Raw genomic sequence first — 17,902 nt, forward strand, 5'->3', positions numbered from 1 at the left:
CCCCATGAACTCCTCCACAACATTCAGCTCCCTGGAACTCGCCACCACGACGGCGGATCTCACCGCCCCGGTCATCTCCCGCTCCAACGTCCTCGTGGTGGGCGGCGGCCCCGCAGGTGTGGCCGCCGCCGTCACCGCCGCCCGCTCCGGCGCCAAAGTCACCCTGCTGGAACGCTACTCATCACTGGGCGGCCTGGCCTCCGGCGGCATGGTCCTGGTGCTGGACGACATGATCAACGGCCAGGAAATCACGGTCACGGGCATCGTGTCCGAATACGTGGAGCGGCTGCAGAAGCTGGGCCTGGCCGTCGTCCCGCCGGCCGATGACCGCAAGACCTCCGAGGAACTCTGGAACAAATGGGGCCGCTACGGCACCTTCGACTTCCACTCCCACACCAGCCCCAAGCCCATCTGCTACGCCGCGGCCTTCGACCCGGACGGCTGGAAGCGCGTCTCCAACGACCTCGTCCGCGAGGCCGGCGTGGACCTCCGCCTACACTCCTGGTTCTCCCGCCCCATTGTGGACAACGGCGTGATCAAGGGCGTCATCTGCGAAACGAAACTGGGCCCGCAGGCGTTCATGGCGGACGTCGTCATCGACACCACCGGCGACATCGACGTCGCCTCCCGGGCCGGCGCCAGCTACGCCAAGGACAACTACCTCACCACGCTCGTCTTCCGCCTGGGCAACGTGAACACGGAGGCGGCCGAGGCCTTCGAGCAGGCCAACCCGAAGGAGGCCCGCGCCATCAACCGCAAGATCAAGCGTCTCCTCGGCGGCGCCTGGGAACTGTGGTGGCTCAAGACCCCCATCGACGGCGTGGTCTGGTGCAACGCCCCGCACATGACCGGCTTCGACGGCACGGACCCGGCAGACATGACCGCCGCCGAGTTCGCCGCCCGCGACCGGATCTCCGAGGCCGTGGACTACGTCCGCGCCAACCTGCCCGGCTTCGAAAACTGCTACATGCTGGACGTCGCCTCCCAGATGGGCGTCCGCCAGACCCGCCTGCTGCAGGGCGAGTACGTCATGACCAAGGACGACGTCACGCAGCGCCGCCACTTCGCCGACACCGTGGCCCGCGGCCGCGACTACTACTACCCCTACCGCTCGCTGCTGCCCAAGGAAGTGGACCAGCTCCTGGTGGCCGGCCGGCACTACTCCGCCACCCCGGAAGCCCAGAAGATGTCCCGCGAGATCCCGCCCTGCATGGCCATGGGCCAGGCCGTCGGCGTCGCCGCAGCCCTCGCCGTCGAGAACGGCCTCCTGGTCCGGGACGTCTCCGCCCTGGACATCCAGCAGGGCATGCGCCGGCACGGCGCCGACCCGGGCGACGTCCCGTCGTCGAACGCCACCGTAGACGCCGATGCGGCGGTTCCGGCATGAGCACATTGACGTTGGAATCGACAGAGCCGGAACGCACGACGGCGGCGCCCGCCGCCGCGGCGGAACCCACCGCCACTCCGCTGCCGCTGGACGGCATCAAGATCGTGGACTTCACCCAGGTGTTCATGGGCCCGTCCTGCACCCAGCTGCTGGGCGACTATGGAGCAGACATCATCAAGGTGGAACGGCCCGGCGCCGGCGACATCTCGCGCAACTCGTTCCCGGACAAGGACGGCCAGGACAACCCGATCTTCCTGTCCATCAACCGGAACAAGCGGAGCGTCTCCATCGATACGCGCACTGAGGAAGGCCGAAACGTCCTGCACGCCATCATGGCGGACGCGGATGTGGTGGTCAGCAACTTCCGCTCCGGCGTGATGGAGCGGATGGGCTTCGGCTACGAGGAACTCAAGGCCGAGAATCCGGGCATCATCTGGGCGTCGGGCACCGGCTTCGGCCCCGTGGGCCCGTACTCGCACAAGGGCGGCCAGGACGCGATCGCGCAAGCCTATTCGGGTGTGATGTGGCGGCGGGAATCGGACGACCAGAAGCCGTCCATCTACCCCACCACGCTCTGCGACTACATCACCGGCATGCACCTGATGCAGGGCATCCTGCTGGCGCTGCGCACCCGGGAAACGTCCGGCGCGGGCCAGAAGGTGGAGGTGACCATGTACGACTCCATGCTGCACCTGCAGATGCAGGAGGCGTGCATGCAGCTGAACCGCGGCTACGAGGTCAACTGGGGCGCCATGCCGCTCAGCGGCGTGTTCGAAACCACCGACGGCGCCGTGTGCATGGTGGGCGGCTTCACCCCGGACCCGCTGGCCCGCATCTCCGAAGCGCTGGGGCTGGACGAGGACCTCACCCGGCGGCCCGAGTTCGCCAACCTGGAGCAGCAGTTCCAGCACAAGCCGGCGCTGCAGGCCATCTTCCGCGAGCGCATCGCCACCAACACCACTGAGTATTGGACCGGCAGGCTGGAAGACCAGGGGCTGCTCAACGCCCCGGTCCACACCCTGGAGCAGGCCCTGGCCGATGCCCAGACGGAGGCCAACGGCATGATCGTGGAGGCCGAACACCCCGGCGTCGGCACGGTGCGCATGCTCAACGCGCCGATCCGGCTCTCCGCCACCCCGCCCACCGTCCGCCGCGTGGCGCCGCGGCTCGGCGAGCACAACGTGGAGGTCCTGCTGGAGAACGGCTTCGATGCGGAAACCATCGAACGCCTGCAGCAGCTGGGGGTCCTGCGGTGACGGCTGTCGCAGAGGCCACCGCAGTCCCGAACACAGTGGACCAGGTCACCCTGACCATCGAGAACCACGTCGCCACCGTGGTGATCGACCGGCAGCACGTGCTCAACGCCGTCGACGGCACTGCCCAGGCCCGGCTCAACGAAATCTGGGACCAGCTCGAGGCCGACTCCGACGTCCGCGCCGTGGTGGTCACCGGCGCAGGCACCCGGGCATTCTGCGTCGGGGCGGACATGTCCGCCTCCGCCGTGGACAAGACCGGCCTGGAGTATTGGGCCGGCCTGGACCCCAACGGCTTCGGCGGCCTCAGCCTGCGCACGTCGCTGGACATCCCGGTGATCGCCCGGGTCAACGGCTACGCGCTGGGCGGCGGCATGGAGATCGTGCTCGGCGCCGACATCGTGGTGGCGTCGGAGAACGCCAGATTCGGCCTGACGGAACCGCGCGTGGGGCGTTTGGCGCTCGACGGCGGCATCCACCAGCTGGTGCGCCGCATCCCCTACACGCAGGCGATGGGAATGCTGCTCACCGGACGGAAGGCGGACGCCGCGGAAATGCAGTCCATGGGACTGGTCAACGAGGTGGTCCCGGCAGACGAGCTCGACGCCGCAGTGCAGCGCTGGGTGGACCAGATCCTCGCCTGCGCCCCCACCTCCGTCCGGGCCGTGAAGCAGATGGTCACGCAAACCGGGCACCTCACCGCCACGGAGGCCCGCGGGCTCCGGCTGCCGGCCCTCATGGCCGCGCTGGACAGCGAGGACTCGGCCGAAGGTGTGCGCGCCTTCCAGGAAAAGCGGCCGCCGGTCTGGCCCGGCCGCTGATGCAGAACGAGATGCAGAACGAACAAAAGGAGAACCCGATGCAGGACGCACCCTCAATGGACAGCTCGGCACGCGAGTCGCTGTCACCGGGCGTCTGGGGCGTTGTTGCCACACCCTTCCAGGGCAGCACCCTGGATGTTGACCTGGACAGCCTCTCCGGGCTGGTGGAACACTACGAAGCCATCGGCGCCACGGGGCTGACCGTCCTGGGTGTGTTCGGCGAAGCGGCCGCACTGACCGCTGAGGAGCGGCGCCAGGTGCTCGAGATCGCCGTCGAATGCACGGACCTGCCACTGGTTGTGGGCATCACCGCACTGGCAACCAGGCCCGCCATCGACGAAATCACGGCTGCCCAGGCTGTGGCCGGCGAGCGCCTTGCGGCCGTGATGGTACAGGCCAACTCGCCCCGGCCGGAGGTGGTGATCGCCCACCTGGACGCCATCCACCGGGCCACCGGCGCCAAGGTGGTGCTGCAGGACTACCCGCTGGCCAGCGGCGTCAGCATCAGCACCACGGCCCTCGTGTCAGTGGTGACGTGGTGCAGCTTCGTGGTCGCGGTGAAGGCGGAAGCACCGCCCACCAGCGTTGCCATCGCGGACCTTACGGCCGCCGTCGGAGTGTCCGTGTTCGGCGGACTGGGCGGGCAGGGCCTGCTGGACGAACTCATGGCCGGCGCGGCGGGAGCCATGACCGGATTCTCCTATCCCGAGGCACTGATCGCCTGCGTCCGGGCGTGGCAGCGCGACGGCTATGAAGCCGCACGCGACCAGCTGCTGCCGTACCTGCCGCTGATCAATTTCGAGCAGCAGGCCAAAATCGCGCTGGCCGTCCGCAAAGAGTGCCTGCGGAAGCGCGGCCTCATCACGGATTCCGGCGTCCGGGCTCCGGCCGCGGCATTCCCGGAGAAGCTGCGCTACAGCATGCTCACCCATCTGCGGGAGGCAGCTGCCGCGCTGGAATCCCCGGCTGGCCCGGCTCAAGCCAACGCCGCACCGCATATTGCCACCAGCCACACCTCTGTAGGGAGCTTCTGATGGACCTCGGAATCGCCGGAAAAACAGCCCTTGTGGCGGCCTCGACCGGCGGTCTTGGCTTGGCCGTGGCCCGCGCATTGTCCGCCGAAGGCGTGCGCGTCGCAGTCACAGGCCGCAGGCGAGACCGGGCCAAGGAGATCGCCGCGGACCTGCACACCGCGTACGGAACAGGTGCCATCGCCATCGAGGCGGACCTCACCACGCCGGAAGGCATCGACTCCGCCGTCGAACAGACCGTGGCGGACCTCGGCCCCGTCGACATCCTGGTGCTCAACGGCCCCGGGCCCAGGCCAGGGGCTGCCGCAACACTCAGCTCCGAGGACATTGCCGCGGCCTTCGAACTGCTGGTCAAGCCGCACCACGCCCTGATCTCCCGCGTGCTTCCGGGCATGCGGGAACGGCGCTGGGGCCGCATCCTCGCCGTCGGCTCCAGCGGAGTGGCGGCGCCGCTGCCCAACCTGGCCGTTTCCAACACAGGGCGGGCGGCATTGGCCGGCTACCTGAAAACCCTCGCCGCCGAGGTGGCCCTGGACGCCGTCACGGTGAACATGCTCCTTCCGGGGCGGATCGCCACGGACCGCGTGGCCGAACTCGACCAGGCCGCCGCCAAGCGGCGCGGCACGACGGTCGAGGAAATCCAGCTCGAGTCCCGCAAGACCATCCCCGCCCGCCGCTACGGCGAACCCGGGGAGTTCGGCGCCGCCGCCGCCTTCCTCTGCAGCGCCCCGGCGTCGTACATCACCGGCGTCGCGCTCCGGTGCGACGGCGGCCTGATCCGCAGCCTGTAGGCCTCCCCCCATTCACGATCTTCCAAAGGAACACCATGACTTCCACAGCGACCGACGTCTCTTCATCCACCGACCGCGAACTCATCACCGCCCGGCACCTGATCAACGGCGAATGGCTGGGCGAGGCGGACACCGAGCGGGTGAACCCGGCCCGCCCGGGCGAACTCGCCGCCCTCTCCCCCAGCGGCACCGCCGCTGACGTGGACGCCGCCATCACGGCCGCCGCGGCAGCGCAGCCGGGATGGGCAGCACTGCCCGCACCGTCCCGCGGCGCAATCCTCATCACGGCCGGAAACCTGCTGATCGAGCGCCAGGCCGCCATCGCCGAGGACCTGGTCCGGGAGGAAGGCAAGACCCTCGCCGAAGCCAAGGGCGAGGTCAAACGTGCCTCCGACGTGCTGCGCTTCTTCGGTTCCCTCGGCTGGGCAGCCACCGGTGAGGTGCTGCCCAGCGGCCTGCCGGACACCACCATCACCACCCGCCGCGAGCCGCTCGGCGTCGTCGGACTCATCACCCCCTGGAACTTCCCCATCGCCATCCCGGCGTGGAAATCCGCCCCCGCACTGATCAGCGGCAACGCCGTGGTCATCAAGCCCGCCGAGCTGACGCCGCTCTCCGCCACCCACCTCGCCCGGGCCCTGCAGGACGCGGGGCTGCCCGCCGGGGTGTTCAACGTGGTGCACGGCAAGGGCCGCGTGGTGGGCGACGCCCTGGCCCGCGACCGGCGCATCGCCGGGCTGTCCTTCACCGGTTCCACCAACGTGGGACTGGGCCTGCAGGAAATCCTCAACGCACGCCGCGCCCGCGTGCAGCTGGAAATGGGCGGCAAGAACGGTGTCCTGGTACTGGACGACGCCGACGCCCGCAAGGCCGCCAAGGTGGTGGCCGGCGGCGCCTTCGCGCTGACCGGCCAGGCCTGCACCGCCACGTCCCGCGTCTACGTCATGCCGGGCATCCGCGCCGCGTTCCTTGACGCGCTTACCGAGGAAGCCGCCGCCTATACCCCCGGCGACGGCATGGACGCAGCCATGGGCGCCGTGGTGAGCAGCCAGCAGTTCGAGCAGAACACCGCGGCGGTGCGTTCCGCCGTCGAACGGGGAGCCACGCTGCTGGCCGGTTCCGGGATCCTGGACGGAACGCACGACGGCGACGCGGACCGCCCGCTGTTCTTTCCGCCCGCCGTGCTCACCGGTCTGCCGTTCGACGACGCCGCCGTCACCGAGGAGATCTTCGGGCCGGTGGTAGCTGTCCTCGAAGTGGCCGACTACGAAGCCGGTCTCGCCGCGATCAACGACTCCCGCTACGGCCTCACCGCCGGCATCTGCACGGATTCGCTGAAGCTCGCCACCGACTTCGCCGCCCGGGCGCAGGCCGGCGTGGTCAAGGTCAACCGGCCGACGGCGGGCCTGGACCTGAACGTGCCGTTCGGCGGCGTGAAGGACTCCTCCACCAACACGTTCCGCGAACAGGGGAGGTCCGCACTGGACTTCTTCACCTGGGGCAAAACCGTCTACACCGGTGTGTAGCGCGCCATGACCTACGTGATCGCGCAGCCGTGCGTGGATGTCAAGGACAAGGCCTGCATCGACGAGTGTCCGGTGGACTGCATTTACGAGGGCGAACGCTCGCTCTACATCCACCCGTCCGAGTGCGTGGACTGCGGCGCGTGCGATCCCGTATGCCCGGTCGAGGCCATCTATTACTCGGACGACGTCCCGGACGAGTGGGCCGACTACGTGCGGGCCAACGTGGAGTTCTTCGAGGAACTGGGGTCACCGCAGGGCGCCTCGGGCCTGGGCAACCTGGGCCGGGACCACCCGGTGGTGGCGGCCCAGCCGGTGGCAGAACCCGCCCACTAACCCCAGTGTCTGCTCACCCCGCGGACCAGACCTGCCGGAACTTTCCACTGGGGTCGGGCCGGGGCAACTCATCCGCATGCTCTATCGCAACCGGTCCGGCGCCAACGGCAGCGAAGTACCCGTCCAGCCGCTCCGTCACCGCTGTGCGCACGCCGGCCAAGGCGGCACCCGGCAACGCCTCGAGCCGCACCCTCAGGTTCCCCGGTCCCGTGCGGATGGCCTGGAACCTGCGCACGCCTGGTGTGTCCTCGATCACCGTGCCGAGTGCCAGCGGGAGGACTGTTACGGTGCTCCCGTCCGGTGCCGCAAAGGAGACAAGGTCCCCCGTCCGGCCGTCGATACTGACGGACGGAAACGGGCTGCCGCACCGGCACGGTTCCGTCGCAACCGTGACCCGGTCGCCGAGGTCGTAGCGGAGCAGTGGCTGCACCCGGTTGGCAAGGTTGGTGACGAGTACTGTGTGGGAGGTGTTTCCGGCCGGGACCGCCGCGTAGTTCGCGTCCACGGGTTCGAGGATGTACCAGTCCGTGTTGACGTGGAAGGCGCCGTGCCGGCACTGGCTGGTCAGCGCCGGGACCTCCGAGGAAAGATAGCGCTGGGTGACCCGGCAGCCGAACGCCGCTTCGATGGATGCCTGTCCGGTGGCGGACAGGTTCTCGCCGGAACAAATGGCCAGGACAGGCCGTATCCTGAGCCGCCCGGCTTTCTGCTCCGCGGCGAGCTGGATCACCGCGCTCGGATAGCCGAAGAGCAGGGTCGGTTTGAAGGTGTTGAGTTCCGCCACCAGCTCCGGGAGGGGCCGGAGTACCGAGAAGACCCGGAGGCGCCGGGCAATGGCGGGGGCACGCCGTCGGGCGTTTTCGGTCAACACGACACCGGCGTAGTGGCCGCCAGCCGCCACGAGGGCCGCCGCCCGCACTCCGCGGAGCAGGAAGTCCCGCACTTCCGAGGCCCTCACCAGGGTATGGCGTTCCCGGACCCGGACCACCACGTTCACCATCACCCAGGAGAACCGGTCATGGATCAGGACGGCCGGCTCACCCGACGTCCCGGACGTGGTCACCACCAGGTAGTGCCCGCGGTAGAGGCTGCCCAGCTGTGAGAGGTCGGAGAGCAGTTCCGACTTTAGCTTCGCCAACGAGATGTGCGGGTCCGTCACCCAGTCGTCGAAGTTCGCCATCAGGTCGCGTTTGCCCACCGGCGGAAGCTGGCTCGGCTCGGCGACCGTGTCCGGGAGGTCCCGGTAAAGGCGGCGATAGTATGGCGACGCGGACCGGGCGAACTCCACGAGTTCAGCAAGCCGGGCCTGCTGCAGGCGGTTGATCGCTTCGAGGCCCCCGCGCTCGGCGCACCAGGTGTCCCACGCGACCCGGAGGGCCCATCCGGGAATTCCACGCATGGCAGATGTCCTCTCCGGATCAGTCCTCGGACCCATGTCCCAGCTTTCCACAGCTGCAGGCACCATAACAGGGGCCTTCTTCCCCCTGTCCCGCCGAATTGCTGGACTTCCCGGCGGACGCCGATCAGACTGTCTACAACAGCTGGCCCGGCCGTTCGGAATTACCCGCATTCCGGCCTTTCAGGAACGAACAGCTGGAATATTGGGGCTTTACCGAAATGCCTGATCCACACCCTCGAAAGGACCTGGCCATGCCGGACTTGTCAGCATTCTTCCCGCTAATTGCTGCCATCATCGGGGTGGTTCTCGTCGTCGGCTTTATCTGGGTGGCAATAAAGCTGATGTGGAAGGTGGCTGAACCTAACGAGGCCCTGATCATCTCCGGCTTGACCCGCGGAACCCTGGAAACACGGGCCGGAATGGACTTTAAGATTGTCACCGGCAAGGGTGCGCTGGTATTTCCCGGTCTTCAGACAGTACGAACCCTCTCACTCACCCTGAACGAAACTGAGCTCAAAGTTTCCTGTGTTACCTCGCAGGGCATCCAGGTAATTGTGGAGGGTGTTGTTATTTACAAAATTGGCGACGCCCCGCCGTTCATTGCAAATGCGGCCAGGCGCTTTCTGGGCCAACAGCCCAAAATGGAAAGCCAGGTCTATAACGTCTTTGAAGGACACCTGAGGTCGATCATTGGCAGCATGACCATGGAAGAGATCATCCGCGAGCGGGACAAGCTCGGTTCACAGGTCCGCAGCGCCAGCGGTGTGGAAATGGAGAAGCTGGGCCTGGTGGTGGATTCGCTCCAGATCAAGGACCTGCAGGACCCCACGGGCTACATCCAGAACATCGCCAAGCCGCACATTGCCCAGGTGAAGATGGAAGCCCGCATCGCCGAGGCCACCAGGAACCGCGAGGCGGCGGAGAAGGAAGCGGAGGCCGCCGCACTCATTGCTGATGCGCAGAGCGTTTCGGCCATAAGGCAGTCGGTGGCGCAGGCCAATGCCGAACGGGCGAAGGCCAACGCGGCCCAGGCCGGGCCGCTGGCGGATGCGACGGCGCGGCAGCAGGTGGTGGTCCAGGAAACGGAGGTAGCCAAGCTCGAGGCGGACCGTGAAGAGCAGAAACTTCAAACCACCATCCGCAAGCCCGCCGACGCCAAGGCCTACGCCAAGCGCACGGACGCCGAGGGCCAGAAGGCGGCGGACATCAGCGCCGCCGAGGCGCTGGCCCGCCGCACCGAACTCGAAGCCCAGGTGAACGCCCGGCGGACGGAACTGCAGGCCCAGGCAAATGCCACCGCCGCTGCGGCCGCGGCCGGCGCCACCAAGGTCACCGGCGAGGCAGAAGCTGCAGCAACCCGGGCCCGCGGCGATGCCGCCGCCTCGGCCATCAAGGCCAAGGCGCTGGCGGAAGCGGAGGGCATCAAGGCCCGCGCCGAGGCGCTGGGGACCAACCAGGACGCCGTTATTTCGCAGCAACTTGCCGAGAACATGCCGGCCATCATCGCGGCGGCAGCGGAGCCGTTCTCGCACGTGGGACAGATGACAGTCCTCAACGGCGGGGAAGGCGTCAACAAGATGCTGGGCGGGATCCTGGCCCAGGTGGGCGACTACCTTCCGGCCCTCTCCTCGGCGCTGAAGAACAGCAGGGAAGGCAAACGACCGGCGAAAGCCCCAGATGCGTAAGGACGTGGACCGCAGCTTAACGGGCAAGATCGGGCGGGTGACGGGGCGCATCGGCCCGGGCACCATCGGCGAAGTCATGCTGCCGTATCTTGGCGGCACCATGGCCTTTCACGCCCACCCGTTCGACAAAACGAGTGTTTTTGCCGTGGGCGACGAGGTTCTGGTCATCTACTACGATCCGCCGCAGACCGTCTATGTGGATGAACTTCCGGAGGTGTTAAGGCACGACGGCGGGCAGTGAGCCGCGCTTCCGGCTGCCCTTGCCGCCGAGGGTCGCGCGAAGGAAGGCCGGCGCTTGCCGGTCTGCCCTCTGATACTCCGCAAGCACGGGGGTCTGGACGGTCAGGCAGCACCGGGCGTATCCTGATTTTCCATTGCCTCTGGGGGTGATCTGGGTGGGCGGGATTTACCGTGATCGTTGCCGGACTGCCTTGCGCCCATTATTCCTGGGGGTCCTTCTCTGCTTCGCCTGGATGGCCTGGTTCGCCGGGACCGCGAACGCCGCATCCGATGATCCGGACCCGCTGGGCACCCCTGCTGTAACAATCCAGGACGTTGCGGTTCCGGTCGCCGCTGTGCCGATTCCGGTCGCCGCTGTGCCGTTTCCGGTCTCCGACACAGCGGCGGCCGTCGTCGACGTCGTGGACCCGGTGGTCAGCGGGACACCAGAGGTAGTGGCAAAGGTGGCAGACAGTGCCGCTCCGCTGATCACGGATATTCCGCTCACGGACCCGCCGTTCGTTGACACGGTCAGCGAAACGGTGACCGCCACAGCCGACGGGGTCGTGTCGGTGGTGGATTCCCTCGCACCCGCACTGCCGGACATTGCTGTTCCAACGGTGCAGCTTCCGGCCGTGCCCGTTCCCGCTCTGCCGGGACCTGTTCTGCTGCCTGAGGTTCCACTGCCGCACGTTCCGCTGCAGTTGCCGGAGGCGGCCGCCCCCGGGCGTTCGGGCGGAACTGATGCCCCGCCGTCGGCCGTTCGCTCGCAAGCGGCGGAACCTGTCAGGGGCGTTGAGGCGGTTTCCCCTGCCGGCCGTGTGCACCCCGAGGAAGTCAGCGCCGCTCCGCTGCCGGACCGCGGCGCGGTTTCACCGCTGCAGTTCCTGGCGAATACGCAGGCCATGCGGGCCCTGGCCGCCACGATTGGCTACGTTGTTTCGGCGGCGCCGGCGCCCGGGCAGGACATGGAACTGCGTTTCGCCAGCCCCCAGAACCAGTCCGGTTCGGGGCCGACAGGCACCGGCAGCGCCGGCGCCGAGGCAGCGGCCGACGTCGCCGGGTTCTGGAACCCGCTGCACGACGCCGGACACTGCCTGGTGCCCGACGCGGCGCTGACCCTGGCCGCGAGCCCGTCCTTCGATCCGGGGTCTTCCCCCGACTGAGCAGGTCACCTCTGCGCTCATTCAGGCAGAGCAGGCCCACCTACGCCGCCGGCGTAAGGATCAAAACTCAGTCAGGAGAAAAGTCATGTCCATCCACACCCAGCACTTCAGCGCCACCGCAATCGTCCGCTCCGCACCTGCCCGTGCCCGCATCGGCAACTGGCCCGACCCCATGAACGCCCGCATCGGCAACTGGCCCGACCCGATGGGTCGGGCAAGCGAGGTGGCCGGCCGCTGACGCCGGGACCGCCCGGATGCTGTCCCTTGCCTGCCTGGAGGTGGCAGGGGGCAGTGTCCCGGCCCGGTGAAGGGCCGGTCCACCCCCGAGTGACCGCGGCAGCGGCCCCCGGCGGCGAGCACCGCCGTCGTCGTGTTTCAACCCAGTCCGGCTGTTAACCCAACCTTCCCTTTCCGGTCATGCCTGCTCCCCCTCGGCGCAACGCGCCGCCCGCACCGTGGAGGGGTGAGGATCGCAATCGTTGCCGAATCATTCCTGCCATTGATGAACGGGGTTACGCACTCCATCCTTCGGGTGCTTGAGCACCTGCAGGAGCGGGGCGATGACGTTATGGTGATCGCCCCGTCCACCCAGGACACGGAGGTCCTGGATGTGGTGCACGGCGCGTTCGTGCACCGGCTTCCGTCGGTGCCGCTGGCCGGCTACACGAACGTGCGGGTGGCGCTGGGCGGTGTGAACCGGGTCAAGAGAATCCTTGCCGATTACGCGCCTGATGTTGTTCACCTTGCGTCCCCGTTCGTGCTCGGCTGGCGGGCGGTGCAGGCGGCGCACCAGCTGGGGATTCCGACGGTGGCGATCTACCAGACCGAGGTCCCCAGCTACGCGGCGCGCTACGGTGTGCCGTTTATGGAGAACTGGGCTTGGAACCGGGTGGAGAACATCCATCTGCTGGCTTCCCGGACGCTGGTGCCATCGACTTTCGCGCTGAACCAGTTGCGCGGCCGCGGAGTTCTGCGGGTGGACATGTGGCGGCGCGGTGTGGATACCGCGCGGTTTGCGCCGGGAAAGCGCGACGACGGGTGGCGGGCATCCGTGGCCCCGGGCGGCGAGCGGATCATCGGCTATGTGGGCCGGCTGGCCGTTGAAAAGCAGGTGGAGGACCTGGCCGTGCTGGCCGATGTGCCTGGCACGCGGCTGGTGATCGTGGGCGACGGCCCGCAGCGCGAGGCGTTGCAGGAAGCCCTGCCGGACGCCGTGTTTACGGGGTTCCTGGGCGGTGAGCAGCTGGCCAGGGCGGTGGCGTCCTTCGACCTGTTCGTGCATCCGGGTGAGTTTGAGACCTTCTGCCAGACCATCCAGGAGGCCATGGCGTCGGGCGTGCCGGTGGTGGCCACGGGCCGGGGCGGTCCGCTGGACCTGGTGGAGAATTCCCGCACCGGCTGGCTGTACAAGCCGGGCGACCTCGCCGGACTGCGGGCACATGTCATGGACCTGATAGGCGACGACGCCAAACGCCGCGCGTTCGCCGCGGCAGCCCACGCCTCGGTGCAGGGGCGGACGTGGCCGGCGTTGAGCGCGGAGCTGGTCCGGCATTACCGGGCAGTGATCGCCGGTGAACCGGTGCTTGAGCCTGTCGGACGGCTCCCGGTGGTTGAGCCTGTGCAAACCAAAAGAGGAGCAACGCTGTGAGAATTTCCGTGATCGGCTGCGGGTATCTTGGTGCCGTGCACGCCGCAACGCTGGCGTCGATGGGGCACACTGTGGTGGGCATCGACGTCGACGCCGCCAAGGTGGAGCAGTTGGCCCGAGGTTTCGCCCCGTTTTTCGAACCGGGCCTGGACGAGCTCCTGCAGGACGGCCGGGCCACCGGACGGCTGACGTTCTCCACCGACTTCGCGGACGCGGCCGGCGCGCGCGTGCACTTTCTCTGCGTGGGCACCCCGCAGTCCAAGACGTCCGACGGCGCCGACCTCAGCTACCTGCTGGCCGCCACCGAAAGTCTCCTGCCGCACCTGGGCCGGGGCTCCGCCGTCGTGGGTAAATCAACGGTGCCGGTGGGGACCGTCGACGTGCTGGCGGGAATGCTGTCAGGCCGGCCTGATGTGCTGCTCGGCTGGAATCCGGAGTTCCTGCGGCAGGGCACCGCGGTGAAGGATTCGCTGGTGCCGGACCGCCTGGTTTACGGCGTTCCGGGAGGAAAGGCCGCCGCTTTTGATCGGGCGAGCGGTGCCGCGCGCGGTGTGACCGCAGCCCTGGATGCCGTGTACGGGCCGCTGCTGAGCGCCGGGATTCCGCGGCTGGTGTGCAACTTTGCCACGGCGGAACTCATCAAGTCGGCGGCGAACGCGTACCTGGCCACGAAGGTCAGTTTCATCAACGCGATGGCCGAACTGTGTGACGCGTCCGGGGCGGACGTCACCGAGCTGAGTGAAGCGATGGGCCTGGATCCGCGGATCGGCAGCCGGTACCTTCATGCCGGGCTGGGGTTCGGCGGCGGCTGCCTGCCCAAGGACATCCGCAGTTTCCGGGCCCAGGCGGCCGCCCTCGGTGTGGGGTCGGTGGACGAGTGGATGGGTGTGGTGGATGCCATCAACCTGGGCCAGCGATCGCGGACAGTGGAGATCGCCAGCGGGCTGTGTGGCGGCACTCTGTCCGGCCGGGCGGTGGCGGTGCTGGGTGCAGCGTTCAAACCGGACACTGACGACATCCGGGATTCCCCTGCCCTGGACGTCGCCCTGCAGCTGGCCGCGGCCGGAGCGCACGTGACCGTGACCGATCCGAAGGCTGTCACCCATGCGGCGATGCGGTACCCGCAGCTGCGGTTCGAGGCGTGCACCGACCGGGCGCTCGACGGCGCCGAGTTGGTGCTGCTGCTGACGGAGTGGGACGAATACCGTTCGTTGTCGCCGGTGGTTGCGGGGGCGCTGGTGCGACGCCGCACGGTGCTGGACGCGCGCAACGTCCTGGACGCCGCAGCATGGCAGGCGGAGGGCTGGACGGTTCGCGGGCTGGGGACGGGAGCGGGGCTGGTTCCACAGCCGATCACGTGACAAGCGGTTCTTGCCTTTGCGCTCTATGATGTGCGGAGGGGAGGACATTCAATGAAGCAGTTGCGGTCTCATTTTGTGTTTAAGGCGCTCTGATGGCGGCGCAGGGAAGTAAGGAACCGGGGTCCGTTTCGGGCCGGGATTACCAGGCCATCATTGATTCGCTGCCCGACGCCCTGCTGGTGCTGGCCCAGGACGGCACCGTGATGCTCATGAATCCTGCCGCTGAGCGCGTGTTTGGTTACTCACGGCACGAACTCGTAGGCCATGATCATCGGATCGTTCTTGCCGAGGGCTACCGCCTGGGCTTCCAGCGGCTCTTTAAGGCCTTCCGTTCGGGTCCGCCTTCCGGCTACGGTTCACCGTTCGAGGCGTACGGGCTCCGGAAGGACGGCACGGAGTTCAAGGGCGAGATAGCGTGCGGTCTCCTGGAGATAGCCGCCGGCCTTTGCATGTCCGTGTCGGTGCGGGACATGACGCATCGCGAAGAACCCGATGACGGGTTGCGCGAGGCGATGTCCCTGCTGAGCGCCACCCTCGAATCCACGGCTGACGGCATTCTCGTTGTGGGTACGGATGGCCAGATCGCCGGTGTGAACGAGCAGTTCGTGTCCATGTGGGGCATTCCGCGTGAACTGCTGGCCACCCATGATGACGATGCAGTGATCAGCTACGTGCTCGGGCTGCTGAAACGGCCCCAAAGTTTCCTCGATAAAGTCCGTGATCTCTACGAGCACCCGCTGGCGGAGAGCAACGACATCCTGGAATTTACCGACGGCCGGACCTTCGAACGGTATTCGCGTCCGCAGAAAGTGGCTGACAAAGTGGTGGGCCGGGTGTGGAGCTTCCGCGACGTCACCCCGCGGCTGGCTGCCCAGGACCAGGCGAAACAGGCCCTGGCCGACCTCGCCGAGCAGGCAGAACAGCTCAAAGCGCTGGCGTTCCAGGACCCTCTGACCGGCCTGGCCAACCGGAAGCTGTTCCATGACCAGCTGGCTGCATCGCTCCGTGGCACCGGAGCCGGGACCGTTGACGTCCTTCTGCTGGACCTGGACGACTTCAAGGAAGTCAATGACATCCTGGGCCATCATGCCGGTGACGAGATGCTGACTGAAGTGGCGCGCAGGCTCCGGTCGTGTGTCCGTCCCGACGACACCGTTGCCCGCCTGGGCGGGGACGAGTTCGTGGTGCTGCTGACAGGTTCGCCGGAACCTGATGCCATTGCGGAGCGCATCGTCGACTCCTTGAATGTGCCCATGTGGATCGACGGGACAATGCTCCGTCCAAGCCTGAGTCTCGGATTGGCCTCGGCGGGACCGGACGTGGCGGCCTCCGAGCTGCTCCGCCAGGCTGACGTGGCCATGTACGCTGCGAAGGCCGCGGGCAAGAACCGGTACATGAGGTTTGAGCCGGAAATGATGACGGCGCTGGTCCAGCGGACGGACATGGAGGCCGGCCTCCGGCTTGCCGTGGACTCCGGGCAGATCATGGTCCACTACCAGCCGGTGATTTCGCCAAAGCTTGGTGAAGTGGTGCAGTTTGAAGCGTTGGCCCGATGGAAACGGGACGGTGAGCTGGTTCCGCCCGGGCAGTTCATTCCGACCGCAGAACGTAGCGGCCTGATTTCGGCCATTGGCATGCAGGTCATGCGGCACAGCTTCACGGAGCTGCGGCCATGGCTCGCCGGGGATGCCACCCGCTCGGTGGCGGTCAACATCTCGGGTGTGCAGTTGAAAGACTGCAAGTTCGCCGACGGCGTCCTGCAGCTGGCAGCATCCTGCGGCGCGGATCCCCGGCAGCTGGTGCTTGAGGTGACGGAGAGCGTCTTCTTTGATCCGGACGCACATGTGATCCGGCAGCTGGACCTGCTCCGCGATGCCGGAGTGCGGGTGGCGCTGGACGATTTCGGTACCGGGTACTCCTCGCTGGGACGGCTGCAGGAACTCCCGGTGGACGCGGTCAAGATTGACCGTTCTTTTGTCTCCATGGTGCGTACCGGCGCGGAGAAACTGCCCATCCTGAACTCGATGATCAACATGGCCCACAGCCTGGGCCTGACGGTGACAGCGGAAGGAATCGAGACCGCAGCCCAGGCCGGTTACCTGACCAACCTGGATTGCGATTCCCTGCAGGGCTACCTCTTTTCCCACCCCGAGCCTGAGTCCGGGCTGGACCTGGCACTGCTCCGCTCGGCAGATGCGATCGACGAGATGCAGGGACTGCGTCTCGAAGGCTGACAGGGTCCGGTTAAAGGTTGCCTTACCCGTCGATTCCCTCGGCCGCACGGATCCCACTCAGGTCGTAGCAGGGGCGACGCAGGGCCGCGATGTACCCCGCAGGGAGAGCAGTCCCGGGTCAGCTTCGCTGGTTGAGCTTGTCCGTGCTGACCAGGGCTTCGCTGCGGTCCCAGAGTTGCCGGGCTAGCTCGGCGTCGTAGGCCTGCTTGTTGGCTTTGGCCAGCGCCCGCTTGGCATAGTAAGCGCCGGACACCCAGTCTTGCCCCGGCTTGGTGGTCGCAAGCCATACGAGGGTGTCTGCGCCCTGCTCCGGGGTGAGCATGAACCGCTTGATGAAGGTCTTGTAGGCGAACCGGAACCAGCTGCTGGATTCTGCCGCGAAGTTGGTGGCCACGCCTCCAGGGTGGAATGCGGCCGTGGAAATGCCGGAGGCGTTGTACCGGTGGTGCAGCTCTGTGGTGAAGAGAATGTTCTCGAGCTTGGAAGTGCCGTAGGCCTTGTTGATGGAGTACTTCCCGGCGGCGTCGAGGTCATTAATGTCCACGTATCCGAACGCGTTTGCCGCGCTCGACGTATTGATCACCGTCGCATTGCTTGCCGTCAGGACGTCCATCAGCTCCGTGGTGAGCAGGAAGGGCGCCAGGTGGTTCACCTGGAAAGTCTTCTCGTGACCGTCCACCGTCAGCTCGCGCTTGCCCATGATCCCGCCGGCGTTGTTGGCCAGGACGTCAATCCGCGGGTACTTTTCCCTCAGCTGGGCCGCCAGCGCACGCACCTGGGACAGGTCAGCGAAATCGCTGACGAAGTAGTCAGCGCCGGCCTCCTCCGCCACGGCTCGGGTCTTTTCCGCAGAACGCCCGACGACGACCACCCGCTCCCCTGCCTTGGCCAGCGTCCGCGCGGCGGAGGCTCCGATGCCGTCGCTAGCTCCGGTGATGACGATGGTTCGTGCAGCCATGAAGTAACTCCCAATCGATGATGGACTTGCCGATACCCGGCGTCCCAAACCCAGTGAGTACAACGACGGCGGCACAGCTGGTGTTCCGCC

Annotated in this window: 16 protein-coding genes; 14 read left to right on the top strand and 2 right to left on the bottom strand. The window is 67.3% G+C overall.

Annotated features, from left to right (window positions below):
- Positions 1–4: 4 nt before the first annotated feature.
- From JOE31_RS17400 to fdxA, 7 genes are read left to right on the top strand one after another with little or no spacing between them, the layout of a single operon-like run.
- Positions 5–1,387: an FAD-dependent oxidoreductase gene (locus tag JOE31_RS17400; protein WP_209746733.1), complete on the top strand. Its 1,383-nt coding sequence runs from the start codon at positions 5–7 to the stop codon at positions 1,385–1,387.
- On the top strand, positions 1,384–2,643 hold the full coding sequence (locus JOE31_RS17405; RefSeq protein ID WP_209746735.1) for a CaiB/BaiF CoA-transferase family protein: 1,260 nt from the start codon (positions 1,384–1,386) through the stop codon (positions 2,641–2,643). The genes JOE31_RS17400 and JOE31_RS17405 overlap by 4 nt, the downstream gene beginning before the upstream one ends.
- Positions 2,640–3,461, top strand: coding sequence for an enoyl-CoA hydratase-related protein (locus JOE31_RS17410; protein ID WP_307864441.1), 822 nt, complete (start codon positions 2,640–2,642; stop codon positions 3,459–3,461). Before JOE31_RS17405 ends, JOE31_RS17410 begins: the two co-directional genes overlap by 4 nt.
- 38 nt (positions 3,462–3,499) lie before the next feature.
- The gene (locus tag JOE31_RS17415; RefSeq protein WP_245199239.1) at positions 3,500–4,495 is read left to right on the top strand and encodes a dihydrodipicolinate synthase family protein; all 996 of its coding nucleotides are present in this window, start codon (positions 3,500–3,502) and stop codon (positions 4,493–4,495) included.
- On the top strand, positions 4,495–5,283 hold the full coding sequence (locus JOE31_RS17420; protein ID WP_209746737.1) for an SDR family oxidoreductase: 789 nt from the start codon (positions 4,495–4,497) through the stop codon (positions 5,281–5,283). Before JOE31_RS17415 ends, JOE31_RS17420 begins: the two co-directional genes overlap by 1 nt.
- A gap of 35 nt (positions 5,284–5,318) precedes the next feature.
- Positions 5,319–6,809: an aldehyde dehydrogenase family protein gene (locus tag JOE31_RS17425; RefSeq protein ID WP_209746739.1), complete on the top strand. Its 1,491-nt coding sequence runs from the start codon at positions 5,319–5,321 to the stop codon at positions 6,807–6,809.
- A gap of 6 nt (positions 6,810–6,815) precedes the next feature.
- Positions 6,816–7,142 carry a ferredoxin gene (gene fdxA, locus JOE31_RS17430; RefSeq protein ID WP_209746741.1) on the top strand — a complete coding sequence of 109 codons (327 nt, stop codon included), beginning with the start codon at positions 6,816–6,818 and terminating at the stop codon, positions 7,140–7,142.
- A gap of 13 nt (positions 7,143–7,155) precedes the next feature.
- Here fdxA and JOE31_RS17435 read toward each other — a convergent pair whose 3' ends face one another.
- Positions 7,156–8,541, bottom strand: a complete 1,386-nt coding sequence (locus JOE31_RS17435) for a phenylacetate--CoA ligase family protein (RefSeq protein ID WP_209746743.1) — start codon at positions 8,539–8,541, stop codon at positions 7,156–7,158.
- 251 nt (positions 8,542–8,792) lie between these two features.
- On the opposite strand from JOE31_RS17435, the gene JOE31_RS17440 reads away from it, so the two are divergent.
- The 7 genes from JOE31_RS17440 (at position 8,793) to JOE31_RS17470 (ending at position 16,854) form a co-directional block, all read left to right on the top strand.
- Positions 8,793–10,226, top strand: a complete 1,434-nt coding sequence (locus tag JOE31_RS17440) for a flotillin family protein (protein ID WP_209746745.1) — start codon at positions 8,793–8,795, stop codon at positions 10,224–10,226.
- Positions 10,219–10,467, top strand: coding sequence for a hypothetical protein (locus JOE31_RS17445; protein WP_209746747.1), 249 nt, complete (start codon positions 10,219–10,221; stop codon positions 10,465–10,467). Before JOE31_RS17440 ends, JOE31_RS17445 begins: the two co-directional genes overlap by 8 nt.
- Before the next feature lie 190 nt (positions 10,468–10,657).
- Positions 10,658–11,611, top strand: coding sequence for a hypothetical protein (locus JOE31_RS17450; protein WP_209746749.1), 954 nt, complete (start codon positions 10,658–10,660; stop codon positions 11,609–11,611).
- An 85-nt stretch (positions 11,612–11,696) separates the two neighbouring features.
- Complete coding sequence (locus JOE31_RS17455) at positions 11,697–11,849, top strand: hypothetical protein (RefSeq protein ID WP_209746751.1); 153 nt, start codon at positions 11,697–11,699, stop codon at positions 11,847–11,849.
- A gap of 225 nt (positions 11,850–12,074) precedes the next feature.
- A complete protein-coding gene (locus tag JOE31_RS17460) occupies positions 12,075–13,259 on the top strand; it encodes a glycosyltransferase family 1 protein (protein WP_307864442.1) in 1,185 nt (394 codons plus the stop codon).
- The gene (locus JOE31_RS17465; protein WP_209746753.1) at positions 13,256–14,620 is read left to right on the top strand and encodes a UDP-glucose/GDP-mannose dehydrogenase family protein; all 1,365 of its coding nucleotides are present in this window, start codon (positions 13,256–13,258) and stop codon (positions 14,618–14,620) included. Before JOE31_RS17460 ends, JOE31_RS17465 begins: the two co-directional genes overlap by 4 nt.
- Positions 14,621–14,712: 92 nt before the next feature.
- Positions 14,713–16,854 (top strand): bifunctional diguanylate cyclase/phosphodiesterase, encoded by a 2,142-nt coding sequence (locus JOE31_RS17470; RefSeq protein ID WP_209746755.1) that lies wholly within the window; start codon positions 14,713–14,715, stop codon positions 16,852–16,854.
- 118 nt (positions 16,855–16,972) lie between these two features.
- On the opposite strand, the gene JOE31_RS17475 is transcribed toward JOE31_RS17470, so the two are convergent.
- A complete protein-coding gene (locus JOE31_RS17475; RefSeq protein WP_209746757.1) occupies positions 16,973–17,812 on the bottom strand; it encodes an SDR family NAD(P)-dependent oxidoreductase in 840 nt (279 codons plus the stop codon).
- Between the last annotated feature and the right edge of the window lie 90 nt (positions 17,813–17,902).

The sequence above is a fragment of the Arthrobacter sp. PvP023 genome, assembly GCF_017832975.1.
Taxonomy (GTDB): Bacteria; Actinomycetota; Actinomycetes; order Actinomycetales; family Micrococcaceae; genus Arthrobacter.